This window comes from Enterococcus sp. FDAARGOS_375 (genome assembly GCF_002393265.1).
GTDB classification, from domain to species: Bacteria; Bacillota; Bacilli; order Lactobacillales; family Enterococcaceae; genus Enterococcus_D; species Enterococcus_D innesii.
Genome location: NZ_CP023515.1, coordinates 1171682 through 1189022 on the forward strand (window position 1 = coordinate 1171682; position 17341 = coordinate 1189022).

16 protein-coding genes and 1 riboswitch are annotated in these 17341 nt (G+C 46.7%); of the genes, 1 reads left to right on the forward strand and 15 read right to left on the reverse strand.

Annotated elements, in window-relative coordinates; genetic code table 11:
* Positions 1–10: 10 nt before the first annotated feature.
* The 6 genes from licT to CO692_RS06695 form a co-directional block, all read right to left on the reverse strand.
* Positions 11–853, reverse strand: a complete 843-nt coding sequence (gene licT / locus CO692_RS06670) for a BglG family transcription antiterminator LicT (RefSeq protein WP_005233287.1) — start codon at positions 851–853, stop codon at positions 11–13.
* A gap of 278 nt (positions 854–1131) precedes the next feature.
* Positions 1132–2037 (reverse strand): EamA family transporter RarD, encoded by a 906-nt coding sequence (rarD, locus tag CO692_RS06675; protein WP_005230654.1) that lies wholly within the window; start codon positions 2035–2037, stop codon positions 1132–1134.
* Positions 2038–2193: 156 nt separating this feature from the next.
* Entirely contained in the window at positions 2194–3630 is a 1437-nt protein-coding gene (locus CO692_RS06680) for an MDR family MFS transporter (protein ID WP_226818265.1), read from the reverse strand.
* Positions 3627–4067 (reverse strand): MarR family winged helix-turn-helix transcriptional regulator, encoded by a 441-nt coding sequence (locus CO692_RS06685; RefSeq protein WP_096741876.1) that lies wholly within the window; start codon positions 4065–4067, stop codon positions 3627–3629. Before CO692_RS06685 ends, CO692_RS06680 begins: the two co-directional genes overlap by 4 nt.
* A gap of 150 nt (positions 4068–4217) precedes the next feature.
* Positions 4218–5204 (reverse strand): tRNA dihydrouridine synthase, encoded by a 987-nt coding sequence (locus CO692_RS06690; protein WP_096741877.1) that lies wholly within the window; start codon positions 5202–5204, stop codon positions 4218–4220.
* A 146-nt stretch (positions 5205–5350) separates the two neighbouring features.
* Positions 5351–5911: a TIGR00730 family Rossman fold protein gene (locus tag CO692_RS06695; RefSeq protein ID WP_096741878.1), complete on the reverse strand. Its 561-nt coding sequence runs from the start codon at positions 5909–5911 to the stop codon at positions 5351–5353.
* Between the two features lie 86 nt (positions 5912–5997).
* On the opposite strand from CO692_RS06695, the gene CO692_RS06700 reads away from it, so the two are divergent.
* The gene (locus CO692_RS06700) at positions 5998–6339 is read left to right on the forward strand and encodes a MazG nucleotide pyrophosphohydrolase domain-containing protein (RefSeq protein WP_034872892.1); all 342 of its coding nucleotides are present in this window, start codon (positions 5998–6000) and stop codon (positions 6337–6339) included.
* Positions 6340–6488: 149 nt separating this feature from the next.
* Here the strand turns inward: CO692_RS06700 and CO692_RS06705 are convergent, their stop codons facing one another.
* From CO692_RS06705 to CO692_RS06745, 9 genes are all read right to left on the reverse strand, one after another.
* A complete protein-coding gene (locus tag CO692_RS06705; protein ID WP_005233274.1) occupies positions 6489–7502 on the reverse strand; it encodes an ABC transporter substrate-binding protein in 1014 nt (337 codons plus the stop codon).
* Positions 7495–8277, reverse strand: a complete 783-nt coding sequence (locus CO692_RS06710; RefSeq protein WP_096741879.1) for an ABC transporter ATP-binding protein — start codon at positions 8275–8277, stop codon at positions 7495–7497. Before CO692_RS06710 ends, CO692_RS06705 begins: the two co-directional genes overlap by 8 nt.
* Positions 8278–8281: 4 nt before the next feature.
* On the reverse strand, positions 8282–9355 hold the full coding sequence (locus tag CO692_RS06715; RefSeq protein WP_005233272.1) for a FecCD family ABC transporter permease: 1074 nt from the start codon (positions 9353–9355) through the stop codon (positions 8282–8284).
* Positions 9356–9827: 472 nt separating this feature from the next.
* Positions 9828–10301 (reverse strand): 6,7-dimethyl-8-ribityllumazine synthase, encoded by a 474-nt coding sequence (gene ribE, locus CO692_RS06720; RefSeq protein WP_005230622.1) that lies wholly within the window; start codon positions 10299–10301, stop codon positions 9828–9830.
* A gap of 21 nt (positions 10302–10322) precedes the next feature.
* Complete coding sequence (ribB, locus tag CO692_RS06725; RefSeq protein ID WP_096741880.1) at positions 10323–11534, reverse strand: 3,4-dihydroxy-2-butanone-4-phosphate synthase; 1212 nt, start codon at positions 11532–11534, stop codon at positions 10323–10325.
* Positions 11512–12099, reverse strand: coding sequence for a riboflavin synthase (locus CO692_RS06730; protein ID WP_096741881.1), 588 nt, complete (start codon positions 12097–12099; stop codon positions 11512–11514). Before CO692_RS06730 ends, ribB begins: the two co-directional genes overlap by 23 nt.
* On the reverse strand, positions 12084–13160 hold the full coding sequence (ribD, locus tag CO692_RS06735) for a bifunctional diaminohydroxyphosphoribosylaminopyrimidine deaminase/5-amino-6-(5-phosphoribosylamino)uracil reductase RibD (protein WP_096741882.1): 1077 nt from the start codon (positions 13158–13160) through the stop codon (positions 12084–12086). The genes CO692_RS06730 and ribD overlap by 16 nt, the downstream gene beginning before the upstream one ends.
* A gap of 112 nt (positions 13161–13272) precedes the next feature.
* Positions 13273–13411, reverse strand: a riboswitch (FMN riboswitch).
* 194 nt (positions 13412–13605) lie between these two features.
* Positions 13606–16254, reverse strand: a complete 2649-nt coding sequence (locus CO692_RS06740; RefSeq protein WP_096741883.1) for an HAD-IC family P-type ATPase — start codon at positions 16252–16254, stop codon at positions 13606–13608.
* A gap of 345 nt (positions 16255–16599) precedes the next feature.
* Positions 16600–17235: an NAD(P)H-binding protein gene (locus CO692_RS06745; protein ID WP_005230609.1), complete on the reverse strand. Its 636-nt coding sequence runs from the start codon at positions 17233–17235 to the stop codon at positions 16600–16602.
* Between the last annotated feature and the right edge of the window lie 106 nt (positions 17236–17341).

A 17341-nucleotide genomic window follows, 5' to 3' on the forward strand; every position in this document is an offset into this window, starting at 1 on the left:
TGATTGAATGTTAATTGGTTTGATCATTGACGACACGTTCGATATGGATCGTTAAGTAGATCATTTCTGATTCACCGATCGATTTGTCGTAGGTTTTGATCAAATATTCGTTGATCCGTTGGACCGTTTGAAACGCTTTAGGGTACTTCGATTGCACAAGGGCAAATAAAAATTCATCTTTTTCCCCCGAAAGTTCATCGCTTAAATAGCGCTGCGCAAAATACTGCAAATGCGTGGTGATCCGTTGATAATTCAAGGAATCTGGGTTAAAGACTCGTCCATAAAAGCGACTGATGATCGCCAGTACGTCACGTACGATCTCTACCGCTTGCATCGTGGTTTCCATCGTACCATTGGCTTGTTCGCTATTGACGATATGAAAGGCGATAAAGCCAATTTCCGATTCCGGCAATGAAATCCCGAAGACTTTTTCAAAATAAGCAACGGCATCTGCTGCAACCGCATACTCTTTCGGATAAAATTTGCGGGTCTCAAACAACAATGGATTCGGCAGCTCAATGCCTTCACGTGCCCGAACCAGCGCATAATGGATATGATCGGTCAGTGTCAAATAAATATTTGGCGACAGCTCGATCCCCAAGGATGCTTCCGCATCATCCACCACCTGCTTGACGGCTTCGACTTCTTCCACAGGAATGTCTGAAAACAATTGCTGAAACTGATTTGCGGTAAAGGTATCCTTTAACACAAATTCTTTTTCGACAAAGGCTTCATCCACTGGATCGCCGACCTTCTTCTTAAACGCAATGCCACGACCCATATAGATCACTTCCTGACCGGCATCATTGGTCGAGATGACGACATTATTATTTAATATTTTCCCAATAACCATCGTTTTCCCTCACTCCAAAATAAAAAAACCTAGAATCTCCCCATTAGCGCGCTACGGTCAATTCTGGTTTTGCCTGCCGAACAGTAACAATCCTTGTAACTGAAAGAATAATAACACACCCCTGTGGCAGATGCAACCCTTTTCAATCAGAATTTCTGCAACGTGCTTTTCCTTTGTTATACCATTGAACAATTCTCCTTGCAACATCCTTCACTATCTAAATTGAGTTGTTTTTTAATCAAAAAAGGAACGGCCCAGTTGCAGCCATTCCTGATCTATCAGAGTTGCTTTCTTTGCTGTCCCATGCGCCGCTCTTTCATCGCCGTGCCTAACGTACCATAGGTGAAGACCGCGATCCCCAGCCAAATAAACGCAAAGGCGGAAAATTGGGCCAGTGAATAGGTTTCGTGAAACAAAAAGATGGCCAACAAAAGCATGATCGTCGGGTTGACGTATTGAATAAACCCAAGCGTAATGTAAGAAACATTTTTCGCTGCTTCCGCAAACAGCAACAGCGGAATAGCCGTCACGATCCCGGCACCCATCAATAAGAGATTGGTTTGCAAGGGATAATTCATAAAGCCGACGGTTGAAAACCCTAAAATATACACGAGCGCAAAGGGAAAAATCACCATCGTCTCGATCGTTAACCCAGTGACGGAACTAATAGGGATTCTTTTTTTGATCAAGCCATACGTACTAAAGGAAAAGGCCATGATCAGTGAGGCATAGGGAATCGTTCCTGTTTGGATCGATAATAAGATTACCCCGATACTTGCCAGCAGACACGCCAGCATGCCAGTACGACTAAGACGTTCCTTCAAAAAAACGGTTGCTAACAAGACATTGACTAGCGGATTGATGTAATAGCCTAAGCTGGCTTGCATCACGTGGCCCGCACTCACCGCGAAGATAAAAGTGAACCAGTTGATGGAGATCAGCACAGATGCTAAAACGATCAGTCCAGCAAATGCTTTGTTCTTCCACAGCAGACGCGCTTCTTGTAAAAATTGCGTTTTCTTCCCGGAAAGCACGATAAACAACACCATAAAAACAAAGGACCACACGATTCGGTAGCACATCGTGGCTAACGGGGAAACCCCAACGATTATTTTCCAATATAGTGTGACCAAGCCCCACAAGACATAGGCAGACAACCCAAAATAAACGCCTTTATTCTTCATTTTCTCCCTGATTTTTTTCCATGAAAGCAAGTCTTTCCTGAAAAAAAATACTCCTCCTAAACCATAAGTTATCTTATTATATCGAATTTTTTGGTTTTTCATAGAGTTTCATGAAATAAATCAAGAAAAGCACCCTTCAAAAAAAGGTGCCCCTCTTTATTCCAGCGGTTCTTCCGCACCTTCCAGCCACACGGCTTCTAGTTTCTGATCACGAATCAAAAATAGCCCCGTTGCAAACAGCAGTCCAGAAGCGATCGTCATCAATAAGAAAGAAACATTCATCCCATGAAGCAGTGCACTCGTACCCGTTAAGGTCGTGCTGTTTTGCGCCACACTATTCATGATCCCGACAAATAATGCTGTTCCTATGGCGCCTGCCACCGTCCGCAAAGAAGTCAATAACGCTGTTCCATGCGCCGTCAGCTGCGGCGGAATATTTTTATTTCCCCACGTCACAAAGGGCATCAACAAACAGCCGGTGGCGGCACAGCGCAGCATGTTCAAAACCACTGCTACCCAAATCCCCGTGTGCATATGGATGAAATACATGCCGATGTTGCTCAAGACCAGTGAGCCGCCGCCGAAAATCGTCAACAGACGGATGCCGACTTTGTCATAGATTCGTCCAGCCACCGGACTTAAAAAAGCCGAGACCAAGGAACCTGGCAAAACGACTAACCCTGAGATCGTCGCTGATTTGCCTAAAATCGACTGCACGTAAAGCGGCATCAGCATCGCCGAACCCATCAAGACCAAGTAAAGCATGATACTGCCAAAGACACTGATGGCATATTCTTTTGTTTTCAAGACCCGCAGATCCAAAAATGGGGTTTCTGCTCTTAACTGACGGAAGACAAAGAAGATCCCTGCTACCAAACCGATCCCTAAGGTTCCTAAAACCGGCAAGCTGAAAAAGCCATAGCTGCCGATATTGCCAAAGCCTAAAGTGATCCCACCAAAGGCGAAGGCACTTAAAACAAAAGAGGTCTGATCAAATTTGCTGTTGCTTACTGGTAACACATCATCAAAAACCTTTATGGCCCAAATCAACGAGATCAAAACGATCACGGCAACGATATAAAATATCGCATGCCAGTTCAAGCGGTCCACGATCAGCCCAGCGATCGTCGGTGCGATCACGGGTGCCGCGGTAATTGAGAGTCCATACCAGCCCATCACCACACCGATGCGATTGATCGGATAGATCGATAAGAGGATCACTTGCGCCATTGCGGTCAAGATTCCATTGCCTACGGCCTGCAAAATACGAGCAAGCATCATGACTAGAAAATTGGGCGCTGCAGCACAAAGCAGCAAGCCCACCAACGCAATTCCTAATGCAGCGAGATAGAGCTTTTTGGTTGGCACACGATTCATAAGATATGCCGTCAAGGGCATAACGATCGCCATCGCCAAGGAATAACCGCTAGTCAGCCATTGTCCCGTAGTCACAGAAATCTGCAGGTCAGTGACAATGGCGGGTAAAGCCGTCGTCAAGGCGGTCGCCAACATGGATACGGCAATACATGTAATCATTAAATTAATAAAAATCAGCGTCCGCTGACGTTCCGTTCGTTGGACTGTTTCACTCAATCAACGTCCGCCTCCTTCTCAAGATAAAACTGTTCGATTTTTGCTAAGGCTTGACCAAAGGCTTGTTTTTCTTCTGCCGTCAAATAGGTCAACATTTCTTGGTGCGCCTGGCTGCGTTTTTCTTTCATTCGCTGTGCCTCTTCCTTGCCTGCTTCTGTCAGCGAAATCAAATGGCTGCGTTTATCTTTCGGATCGACTTCTTTTTGAATCAGCCCTTTTTCAGCCAGTTTCTTTAGTAGTTCGCCAGTGGATGTCGAACGAATCGCTAAATACGCGGCGAGATCTTTTTGGGTCAACGTGCCTTTTTCGTCCAATACCAGTAAACAATTGAACTGCCCCCGTCCCGGCATAAAGCGTCCATACTTTTGTTCCGCATACCGCCGATTTAATTTATACACTTCAAACAATCGTTCCACGATTTCTTGTTCGGAAACCATCGATCTTCAGCTCCTTTCGCCTCTTCACTATTTAGATAGGTACCTAGTTAAAAGTCCGCTCTCCATTTTACATAGGTACCTATCTATTGTCAAGGAAGGATTGACAATGAGAACGGGTACAGCAACCAAAAACAAAAAAAGTATTGAAACTTACGCTTCAATACTTTCCTCGTGGTTCTTTTTCTCCGCAAACTCTGCCAGCAGTTGCCGAACTTCATCCGTTGATTTGGTATTCATCAATTTTGCTCGCAAATCACTGGCTCCAGGGAAGCCTTTAACATAGATTTTAAAGAAACGATGCAGTCCTGCGATCGAGCGTGGCACCATTTTGGCGTAATGATCCTGCAAGTCTAATTGCAGCTGTAGCAAGCCTAATAGCTCTTCTGAAGTATGCTCTTTTGGTTCTTTTTCAAAGGCATAGGGATTCTTGAAAATGCCCCGACCGATCATGATTCCGTCTACGCCATATTTTTCTGCTAACTCTAAACCTTTGGTACGATCAGGGATATCGCCGTTGATCGTCAGCTTCGTTTGTGGGGCGATTCTATCCCGCAAGGCAACCACTTCAGGAATCAATTCCCAATGGGCATCGACCTTGCTCATTTCTTTGCGGGTTCGCAAATGGATCGAAAGGTTGGCGATATCTTGTTGCAGGACATGGGTCAACCAGGCTTCCATTTCCCCTAGTTCGGTATAGCCCAAACGCGTCTTGACGCTGACCGGCAAGCCGCCAGCTTTGGCTGCTTGGATCAGCTCAGCAGCAATGTCTGGTCGCAAGATCAAGCCGCTGCCTTTGCCTCGTCCGGCAACGTTTGGCACTGGACAGCCCATATTTAAGTCAATCCCTTTAAAGCCCATCTCGGCTAATCCGATACTCATTTCACGGAAATACTCTGGCTTGTCACCCCAAATGTGTGCCACCATCGGCTGCTCATCTTCGGTGAAGACTAAACGTCCCCGCACACTGTCGCGTCCTTCTGGATGGCAGTAACTATCGGAGTTGGTAAATTCCGTAAAGAAAACATCTGGTGCGCCGGCAGCTTGAACGACATGCCGAAAAACGACATCGGTGACATCTTCCATTGGTGCTAGGATAAAAAAAGGCTTCGGCAATTCAGCCCAAAAATTTGTTGTCATGATTTACGCTCCATTTCTTTGTCCAAGGATCTTATTTTATGACCCCACTTGCAAAACAAACCCCATTATACTAAGAATGCGTCAAAGAAGCAAAAGAGCAAGACGACACCCGCCGGTGCTTCGCCTTGCTCTTTTGCAACAGACGCTTAATACTGCCGAATAACTGGCGGTTCGTAGGCTTGAATAAAAGCTTCAAGCTCCTGAGTTGTTTGTGCAAAGCCGATTTTTTCGCGATCGGCTTGCGTCAAGAACTCGTTTTCCACCATATTGTCATACAAAGCTCTCGTTGCGCGGTAAAAATTGTTCACATCATAAAAAGCACACGGATTCGGGTTCTGACCGATTCTTGACCACGAGATCATCTCCGTGATTTCTTCCAGCGTCCCGGGACCACCTGGCAGTGCGACAAACGCCTGCGACAATTCGAACATTTTTCGTTTTCTTTCTGACATCGTCTCGACGACATGGAGTTCGGTCAATCCAGGATATGCTAGTTCCCGATCTTTTAAAAAGGTTGGGATCACCCCGATCACCTGACCGCCATTTTCTAAGACAGCATCTGCCAGCACGCCCATCAAGCCCGCTTTTCCGCCGCCATAGACCAGCGTATTTTGCCGTGAAGCGATCCACTGCCCCAATTCTTGGGCGGCTGTTGCAAAACTAGGTTCATTACCGACACTGGCACCACAATAGACTGCAATTTTCATAAAACTCTCCATCATCCTTCTCAATCATTTTGAAATAGTATATCATGATTCTGATAAAGGTTCTGCGAAAGGATGGAAAAAAATTTATGAACATTGAGGAGTATCAACGATTTATCAGTGACTTCTACAAAGCCCGCAACTGGTATCAGTACGATCCGTTTATTCGGGCGAATTTTTTAGCAGAGGAAGTCGGGGAAGTGAGCCGTGCCATTCGGACATTGGAGATCGGTCGTGACCGTCCCGATGAACAAGAAGGCTTGCCAGAAGAAAAACTGGCAAACCTGACGGAAGAATTGGGCGATGTACTGGATAACTTATTTATTCTCGCCGATAAATACGATATTTCTCTAGAGACGATCATGCAAAAACACAAAGAGAAGCTATTGTCTCGCTATCAAATGAACCAAGAGACAGAAAAAAACAGCTAACGGGCTACTTGTTGCGGAACGGGCAGCGGCAAAGGTTGCTTTTCCCAAATACAAAAAACCAACGTTTCTGTGGTCGATCGGCCAGTGAAACGTTGGTTTTCTTCTATTAAATAAAAAGTTGGTTCTCCTTTTTATGCAACAGGAGGTGTTTATTGTGCCATTTGCTCTACCAGTTCTTCCAAACCAGTCAAGGCTTGGTAGCCGTAGCCAAAGAGATAATTGTAGTCCATGCTGTAGACTTGTTTGTTTTTGATGGCTTTCATGCTGGAGAGTTTGTCATTTTTGTACAAGCCTTCAATGATTTCTTGACCAGAAACACTGCCTTCGATTGTTGACCAGTCGCCGACGATCAAGACATCGGGATCCGTTTCGATCAAGGTTTCGACACTGACTTCCCCTGAATAGTCTTGAAACACATTGTTCAGTTTGATCATATCAAAGTTGCTATTGAAAAAAGACTCGTCCTGAGCGGCATAGACACTGACCACACTAGGATCAGACATAAAGAGATGGGCAAAGGTTTGCTCTTCTTTGTCTGCTACTTTTTCTTCCAAAGCACTCTGGCGATCCTTTAATTCTTTTTCAAAAGCAGCGGCTGCCTCAGGGACATTGAAGAGCTTACCGAGGTTTTCAATGTCTTGATAAACGGAATCAAATGTTGCACCAGTGACAGAGGTTTCTTGGACGTAAGTCGGAATGCCCATCTCGTTCAAGGAATCAACGGTGCCGACGCCCCAATCTTGGTTATCGAAAAGTCCCCCGCGACCAAAAATCAAATCTGGATCCACACTTAGCGCCGTTTCTTTACTGATATAGTCACTGCCCAGGTCGTTGAGTTCTGCATAATCAGCAGCAACTTCCTCATCGGCGGCACCAAAGGTTGCACCGACACCCGCAATCTGATCCTTGAGGCCGAGATGCAGCAGCAATTCCGCTGCTGGTCGTGTGTTGGCTACGACTTTTTTCGGTGCCTCATTAAAGGTTTGGTCCTTGGCAGTCCACTGCGTGCCGCCCTCTGCTTTGGTGTAGTTGCTGATGGTTAAGGGATACGTACTTTCTGCCTGTGAGGAAGAAGCCGAAGTTCCTTCATCCTTCGTATTGCCGCAAGCGCTTAATGTAAAAACTGCCAATCCTACCCCAATCATTTTTCCCCATTTATTCATCTGTTTGCTCCTTTTCAAAATAATAATGAAACCCTAATCCGCCTGTGATCGGATGATGGTAAATACTGCATTTCACACCATAGATTTCTTCGATCAGTTCCTCTGTCAGCAGCGTTTCTGGTTCGCCATACCCTACGACCCGACCATCTTTTAAGGCATAGATGATGTCGCAATAGTTGGCTGCTTGTTCCAAATTATGCAGCGCCGCCAACAAGCCAATCTTCAGATGCTTGACGGTCTCTAAGATTTCCAGCTGGTAACGGATATCCAAATGATTGGTCGGCTCATCGAGAATCATAAATTTCGGTTCTTGGGTGATGGCACGAGCAAGGACGACCCGCTGTTTTTCGCCTCCTGATAATGAGAGGTAACTGCGTTTTCTATAGGCACTTAGCCCTGTTTTGGCTAAGGCTTCAGTGACCAGCTCATGATCGGCTTTGGTGTCTTGTTCCAATAGACCCTTGTGGGGCGTGCGGCCTAAAAGTACCATCTGTTCTACTGTTAAATCAAAGCTCAACTCATTGAACTGACTGACGACGCTGAGTTGCTGGGCGACTTTTTTTTCGGAACTTTTCAAAATATTCATCTCACCCAAATAAATGTCGCCGCTATCAGGTTTCAACGTTTTGTAGATAGCTTTTAACAATGTCGATTTGCCGCTGCCGTTGGACCCAATCAAGCCGACAAATTGCCCTTGTGCGGTTTGGACGGAGATGTCTTTTAGTATCTGCTGATCCCCGATCGTTAGATTGAGCTTTTCAACTGCTAATTTCATTCCGTCACCCCCCAAAGTTGTATTGCCGTTTGACAATGATATAGATAAAGATCGGGGCACCAATCAGCGCTGTAATGATCCCGATCGGCAGTTCGACTCCTTGCAGAGTCGAGCGGGCGATCACATCCGCCCAAATCAAAAACAACGCGCCTGTCAAAGCGGTCAAAGGCATTAACAGGCGATGATCCGACCCGCTGACTCCACGTACGATATGAGGAATGATCAAGCCAACAAAGCCGATCATGCCAGAATTCGCAACGATGATACTGGTTAATAGCGCTGCTAGCAGCATGTAAAAACGCCGATAGAAGGTCAGCTTGACCCCTAAGGTGGAGGCAACTTCATCCCCCAGCAAAAGCGTATTCAAAACACGGTATTGCGTCAGGAAGAACAGCGTGATCAAAGAAACCAGAACCACGATAAAGCCCAATTTGTTCCAAGAAGCCGAGGCTAGGCTGCCCATCGACCAAAACGCTACGGTCTTCATCCCTTCTGCATTGCTAGCCAGATAGATGATCAAGTTTGAAACAGAGCTACATAAGGCACTGACGATCGTCCCCGACAGCACAAGTTTTGTGGAAGTCATTTTCCCACCGATACTGGCAAGCAGCAGCACCAAAATAGTCGCAATCCCCGCTCCTGCAAAGGCACCAAACGATAAGCCCAGCTGCAAGACTAGCGCTGAGCCGCCAAAACCGACTAAGATGGCGAAGGTCGCCCCTAAGGATGCGCCAGAAGAGATTCCTAAGATATAGGGATCTGCCAGCGGATTTTGGACCACTGCCTGCATCACTGCCCCGCTGATTGCTAACCCCATGCCCACAAAAATAGAGAGCAAGACCCGCGGTGCCCGAACAAACCAGACGATATTGATGTTTGCGTCTGAAATGCCTGAAAGATCACCAACCAATCCATGGCTGATTTTATAGAAGAGAATTTGGTAAACTTCGCCAAGGGTGATATTGGCTTGGCCGTTTGCCAAAGCAACTCCTGCAGATAAGAGAATGGCGACAACTAAAACACAGCAAATGATTGTCGAAACCATCCAACGATTTGATTTAATCAACCCTACCGACATGTGATTCTCCTTTATTCAGCACGATCCTCTCCTGATTTCACAGCAAAAACAACCTTGACTGTTGCCTCGCCGCCATCATAAAAGAAGCATCTGTGCGTTTTTTCGCTTATAACAGTTCTTCTCATGAAAAGCGCCAAAGCCATGTGCTACTTTGACATCTATTTGCAAATGAGAATCACTCTCAATGAATAGAGTCATTATAAGGAACCTTTTGTGAAATGTAAATAATTTTCTGAAAATTTCCTTAAACAAGAGTTATTCTAATGTTCGTGATTGATGGGCGTTTTCCTCTCCATTGACCTATCGAAAACACGGTACCCGTGAAGAAGCGAATCCTTTGGCATAATAATCCAGTGTTTTTTTAATGATGAAAAAAAGACAGACTTCATTTTGTACGAAGTCTGTCTCCAGTCTAATGCCTATGCTTAGGCAGGCTTTTTCTTGCTAGCTTCCCTTTGTTCGAACGTGAAACCTATGCGTTGCCAAGGATTTGCTGATTCAACGAAATCATCTCCAAAAGACCTTGAGCGGCTTCGCTGCCTTTGTTGCCAGCTTTGGTTCCCGCCCGTTCAATGGCTTGTTCGATCGTTTCAGTCGTCAACACACCAAACATGATCGGAATGTCGGCATTCAGACCAATTTGGGCTACGCCTTTCGCCACTTCATTTGAGATCAATTCATAGTGGGTCGTTGCTCCGCGAATCAAGGCACCTAATGTCACGATCCCATCGTATTGTTTGTGGTCAACGATTTTTTTGGTAATATACGGAATCTCATAAGCCCCTGGAACCCAATACACATCGATGTTTTCTGCTTTGACTCCATGACGCAACAAATTGTCTTTGGCGCCTTCCACTAACTTGGAAGTGATAAACTCGTTGAATCGTGAGACCACGATCCCTACTTTGACTGCCTCTCCCTGAAACGTTCCTTCAAATACTGTCATCGCTCATTCTCCTTTGGTTGATTAAATAGATAGGTAATGGTGAAACTTTTCTTTCTTCGTTTTCAAATAGCTGCTGTTTTCTTTATGCGCAGGCATCTCCAGCGGTACTCGTTCTGCGACCTTGATCCCTAAGCTTTCTAATTCCTTCACTTTGTCAGGGTTGTTGGTCATCAGTTGAATCTCCTGCACTTCTAAGGAACGTAAAACATCAGCGGCAAACGTGTAATGACGGGCATCTGCTGCAAACCCTAATGCAATATTTGCTTCATAAGTATCCATGCCTTGTTCCTGCAGCTGATAGGCACGGAGCTTGTTCCGCAAGCCAATACCGCGGCCTTCTTGGCGTAGATACAAAATCGCACCGCGGCCTTTTGCTTCGATCTGCCGCATCGCTTCTTGCAGCTGTTCGCCGCAATCACAGCGATGAGAGCCGAAGACGTCGCCTGTTAAACACTCTGAATGGATCCGTAGTAACAGCGGCTCGGTAGTATGTTGAATCTCGCCTTTGGCTAGTAAAAGGTGTTCATTGCCGAACTCATCTTCAAATAAGGACAATTGGAACGCCCCATAAGCCGTTGGCAGATCCACCGTGATAGGCGTGGTTCCTCGTAGATATTCCGCCAACTCATCAATGGTCAAAAACGGCAGCTGCCATTTTTCTGCTAATTTTTTCAATTCTGGGACCCGAGCCATCGTGCCATCTTCATTTAAAATCTCACAAATGTAGGCTGCTTCCACGCTGCCAGCAAGCTTTGCTAAATCCACAGCCGCTTCTGTATGTCCTCTGCGTTCCAACACGCCGCCAGGTTGAGCGGTCAATGGGAAGATATGGCCAGGGCGATAAAAATCCGCAGCCTGTGACGCAGGATCAGCCAACTTTTCAATCGTCACTGCCCGGTCTTTCGCAGAAATTCCCGTACTCGTCGTCACGTGATCGACACTGATGGTAAATGCGGTGCCAAAGGCATCCGTATTATTGGCGGTCATCTCAGGCAATGCCAGCTTTTCAGCGATTGCTTGTGAGATGGGTGCACAGATCAAGCCGCGGCCATAAGTCGCCATAAAATTGACAGATTCTGGCGTTGCGTATTCAGCGATCCCAATCAAATCTCCTTCTGATTCTCGATTTTCATCATCGGCGACAATCACTAAGCCGCCTTTTTTTAACCATTCCACTGCTTGTTCTACTTTATGCATCGTCTGCCTTCTTTCATTTTCGTTGGTATTTGACATATTTCCCGATCATATCCGTCTCGATATTGACCCACTCCCCTTGTTTCAACTGCCCCAGCGTCGTCTGGTCTTTGGAATGGGGGATCAAGCTAACGGAAAATGCCTGTGCCGTCGTCTGGGTAACCGTCAAACTGACGCCATTGATCGCAATCGACACTTGCGGAATGATTTCCCCTTGCACACTGACAGGATAAGCAAACGTCAAGATCAAGGCATTTTCCAACTGCTTTTTCTGGATCAAACGGGTCGTTACATCAATGTGGCCTGCGACAAAGTGGCCTTCAAAACGCTGCGTTGCTGCCATCGCTCGCTCCAAATTGACTTCGGCACCCACCGAGAGTTGTTTAAAGGTCGTTCGTTGAAAGGTTTCTGGCATGATATCCACCGTAAACGTCGTCGCTTGTTTGGCGATCGCCGTCAAACACGTCCCGTTGATCGCCATACTGTCTCCGATCTGGTAATCCGCCAGTAATCCTTCGGACGCACTGCAAGTTAGTTGGATCGTGCGGCTTTGCTTGCGGATCTCTTTGATGCGGCCTTTTTCCTGAATCAATCCTGTGAACATTCCTCTGGTCTCCTTCCTCGGATGCAAACATCTTCCCCAACTGCAGTCACCGTCACCTCTGTTAGCTGCTGCAGCTGTTTCGGGGTTCGCTCACTGGTAAAACTTGCAAGACTATTGCCCCCAAGAAACTTTGGCGCCACATAGGTAATGCTTTCTTGCCACAGTCCGCTGGCTAAAAAGGCATCATGGATCGCAGCGCCTCCCTCTACGTAAAGCGATTGGACCTGTCGTGCGGCAAGCTCCTTCAGCAATGAAACAATTGTCAACTCTTCCAGCTGGATCACTGACACATGAGCTGGCAAATCACTGACAGTTGTCTGCTGCGTAAAAATCCACACAGGTGCCGAATCATCGGCAAACATTGCCAAATGGGGTTGCGACAGCGTTCGCCCCCGACGGTCTAACACGATGCGAATCGGCGGAAAGCTGGTTTCAACCGTGGTCAATAACGTGGGATCATCCGTCAACACCGTCTGACTGCCCACTAAGATTCCTTGATAGTCTCCACGTTCTTGATGGACGTTTTGCCAAACCGCTGAACCAGTGATCGCACTGCGGGTTAACGCATCATGAGCGATCCGGCCATCTAAAGTGATCGCTTGCTTCAACGCCACGTAAGGTCGCTGATGCTGATGGTAAAAATTATAGTGGGGATTCAAACGGCGCACCGCTGTTTCTTCGATGCCCACCAACACGTCGATGCCCTGTTCTTCTAAAAATTGCTTGCCTTGTCCAGCCACGATCGGGTTAGGGTCTAACTGGCCGATGACTACCTTTTTGATGCCGCTGTCGATGATCAGCTGGGTGCAAGGCGGCTGTTTTCCTTGATGGTTGCAAGGTTCTAACGTCACGTATAAAGTCGAATTGATTAGGTCTTCGGAGGAATGGCATTGTTCGATGGCGTTTCGTTCCGCATGGGGCTGCCCATAGACTAAGTGAGCCCCTTTGGCAATGACCCGTTGCTCTTTGACGATCACAGCGCCCACTAGCGGATTGGTAAAGGTTTGGTAACGCCCTTTTTTGGCTTCTGCGATCGCCAGACGCATGTATTCGTTATGCATCTTCCTTCCTCCTTTCAATAAAAAAATGCCTCGTGAGAATCTCACGAGGCATAGACAAACAAGACCGGCAAAAAATCAATTTTAGACGCACTGCGCCCCTTGAAATTTTGTGGTTTTTCTTCTCCCATCCAGACTTTCACTGTCGGTGCCAGATTCACACTGGCTCCACCGCATAGCTATGCGGGTCACGGACTTCAAGCATTGTGCTTGTCACCGTCGGTCGGGAATTACACCCTGCCCCGAAGAATACTATTCAATTCATGTGCATTTTAGCCCGACCATTTTTGTTTGTCAATAGGCCTGATCACGAGCCGATAGGAATTCCTCTTGGCTTTTTCTTTTGACAACCCCAAAGCAGCAACAGCAGAAATCCCTTGTCGTTCCGCCATTTACCTAAGCTGCAGCAAGGCGATTTTGCCTGTAAAAAAACACGAGAAAACCTAGGTTAAATATTTTTTCTCGAACGAAGCCATTTATCGAACTCCGTCACGAGTAAGACGACCATCCCAGAAGCTGCTGAGATGACCCAGCCGATCAAGGACATGTCCTCCGTATGAAAGGCGCTTTGCATAAATGGAACATAGGTCAATAACAGTTGCAGAACCAGCATCACACCAATAATCACGAACGCTTTTGGATTGGTGAAGGAAGCTTTAGAAAACGCTGGTGCACTGGTACGGATGTTGAACAAATAAAAAATCTTACTCAAGACCACGATATTGACCATCATGGTACTAGCAACGGCTTCGCTGACGCCTTGCAGCAAGAGCCAGTCATGGGCGATCAAACTGATGACTGCCATCAAGATCGACACATACGCCATCTGCCAAATATCGTGGCGATTCAACAATTTATTGCCTGTCTTTCGCGGCTTGCGGCTCATGATCCCAGACTCTGCTGGTTCAAAGATAAACGCAAACTGGATCGTAATAGCAGAAACCATGTTGATCCACAGCAGTTGCGTCGCCTGCAACGGCAATTCTTTTTGCATCATGATCGTAAAGGCAATGATCAGCCCTTCAGCAAAAGATGTCGGCAACAGAAACAGAATGCTCTTTTTGATGTTGTCATAGATCCTGCGTCCTTCGCGAATCGCTAAGGACATGGTACCGAAATTGTCATCAGTCAAGATCATATCAGCAGAATCTTTGGCTACATCCGTGCCGCTGATCCCCATCGCTACACCGATATCCGCCCGCTTCAACGCAGGGGCATCGTTGACACCGTCCCCTGTCATCGCCGTGACTTTGCCTTTGGCTTGTAGCGCTTTGATAATGTCCAATTTGTTTTTCGGCGTGGTTCGTGCAAAGACTTGATTCGTCAAGGCAGCATCTTGAAATTCGGCTTCACTCATCTGATCCAACTCGGCACCAGTCACAACGTGAATCTCATCCGCTAGGCCAAGCTTTTCGCCAATCGCTTTGGCGGTCAGAGGGTGATCGCCAGTGATCATTTTCACTTGAACACCGGCTTGGTTCATTTCCTTCAAGGAGGCAATCACTTCTTCTCGCGGCGGATCGATGATCCCAGCGATCCCTAGTAATTGCAGCCCTTGCTCAAAAATCGTTTCATCAATGTGATCAATCGAAACTTTCTGATAGCCCACCGCTACCACTCGTTTGCCTTCTGCCGACAAGCGGCGGACATGGCCTGTCCAATAGGCTTCATCAAAAGGCGCCGCTTGTTTTTGCACCATTTCAAACAATTTATCTGGGGAGCCTTTAACAAATAGCAAGCGTTCCCCCGCAGGGTTTGCCACTAGTTTCGCCATGTAGCGGTTGTCCGAATCAAAGGGCAGCATATCCAGCTCTTGGTAAGCAGGTGCTTGCGGATAGGCAAATCGCTTATGATAAAGCGTCAAAAAGGAGCCGTCTGTTGGTTCCCCATTGATCGTCCAGTGATTTCCTTCTGGGACCAATACCGTATCGTTGGCTTCGTAACCAGCTTCCAAAAACAACTGCAAGGTGTCTTGCGCGTGGACGTCCTCCTGCTTTGGACGAATTTCTCCCACCGGCGCATAGCCGTCACCCGTCACTTCATATTCCTGCTCAGCCAATACGATGTCTTTGACTGTCATTTCATTTTTGGTCAGGGTACCTGTTTTATCCGTCGCGATCACATCGACTGAGCCTAGCGTTTCAACCGCTGGTAGCGTTTTGATGATGGTGTGCTTGTTTTTTGCCATGTCGCTGACACCCATCGCCAAAACCACCGAGGTCGTTGCTGGCAATCCTTCTGGGATCGAGCCGACGATCATGGTGACAACGGCTAAGGATAAGACAGAGATCGCATAGGTTTGCTGGAACAAGCTGACAACAAATAGCAAGACCGCCACGCCCATAATCACATAGGTGATGCCTTTCCCCAGTCCATCGATCTCTTTCATCAACGGCGTTTTTCGTTCTTCCGTTTGATTGACTTCAGCTGAGATTTTCCCGATCTCAGTCGTGACGCCAGTAGCGATCACGATCCCTTTCCCGCTTCCTGATGTCACGGAAGTCGAAGCAAACGCCAAATTCCGTTGTTCCGCTAATGGCGTTGCTTCATCCATTAAGGCATCTGTTATTTTTTCCACCGAATCGGCTTCACCAGTCAAGGCGGATTCTTGGATACGCAAGTTGTCGGCTTCGATGATTCGCAGATCTGCGGGCACATTGTCACCAGCTTCTAGGAATACGACATCCCCTGGAACGACTTCGGCAGCTGGAATATCTTGACGAATCCCATTCCGATAGACCGTGGCTTCTGCTGATAGCATCTCTTTGATCCGTTCTAATGCATCGGAAGCATTCGCTTCTTGGTAATAACCGATCAACGCATTGACCAGCACGACGATGCCAATGATCACGGCATCAGAGAAATGCCCCATCAGCAGCGTTAAGATGGCAGAGAAAATCAAAATGTAGATGATCGTGTTATGGAATTGTCGCAGCAGCAAACGCCACTTGGCGGTTTTTTTGACCGCTAATTGGTTCAATCCGTAGGTTTCTAACCGCTCGGTTACTTGCGCCTCAGTCAACCCTTGATCGATTGACGGCACCTGATACTGTTCGATTGTTTCTGACACTGATAACTGAAACTCTTTTTTATTCATTTTTTTCTTCTTCCTTTTCTTTTTCATTGATGGATAACACAAATAAGCCCCTTATTTAGAAACTGCTCCTAAATAACGCGCTACTATTGGTTGGTCTCCTATTCAATTAAAAAGTAAGGCAAGTCAAAATAGTGTTTCTGCTCACCGTCACTCGAGTCGCTTGACATTCGTTTACCACCCCCTCTAAAGTTAGCAATAAGCGTAACAAACTATTTTTCCAAAGTCAAGAGTCACCGCTTTCAAAAATGAAAAGTGACTGGCTTCTTCACAAAAAAAAGCCGCACGCCAACGATTCATTGCCGTGCAGCTCCTTCAGTACATTCTCTTCAAGTCCAAAGGCTCGCCTTAAAGCTGATCCAGTGCCTCGCTGATGGGGGTTTCCCCAGCTTGGACTTTGATGACTTTTTGATAAGTTGCTGGACGTTCCAGCATTTCACCTAACAAGACGGCGACATCCTCGATGGGGATCGCACCAGAGGTCGTTTCACTGATCTCGATCAAACTAGATCCTGGTGTTTCTTTCAACGCACCCGGCTGCAAAATCGTATAGTCTAGTGCGGTGTTGTCGATCAGCCAGCGATCAGAGAAAAATTTGGCGATCGTGTAATCCATCAATGACGCCATGCCTTCCCTTTGCCACTGTTCAGGTTCTAAGGCATAGGCTGAGCTAAGGTGGATGTAGCGCTTAATTCCTTTTGCTTCAGCGGCTTGCATCACTTTGACCGCACCATACAGATCAGATTGCAGCAAGTCTTTGCCTCGGGAACCCGCCACGAAGTATACCGCTTCCGCATCTGCGAATTTCGCCGCCATCTCTTCCGGTTCCGTGTGTAAATCAAAGAACACGGGCTTGATCGTCTCCGTTTCTGTGATTTTCTCACTGCTGCGCGCACCAGCATAAACGATGTGTCCTTGTTTTTCTAGAAAGGTGATCAATTTTTGGCCTACTCGTCCAGTAGCACCAACGACAAAAATTTTCATTTTCTTTGCTCCTCTCGTTTCTTTTTCCAACACTTGCTAGTATCATCGTAGGACAAAAACCAAGATCCAACAACTATTCTGTTTCTAAACGAAGGGAAAAAAAGCA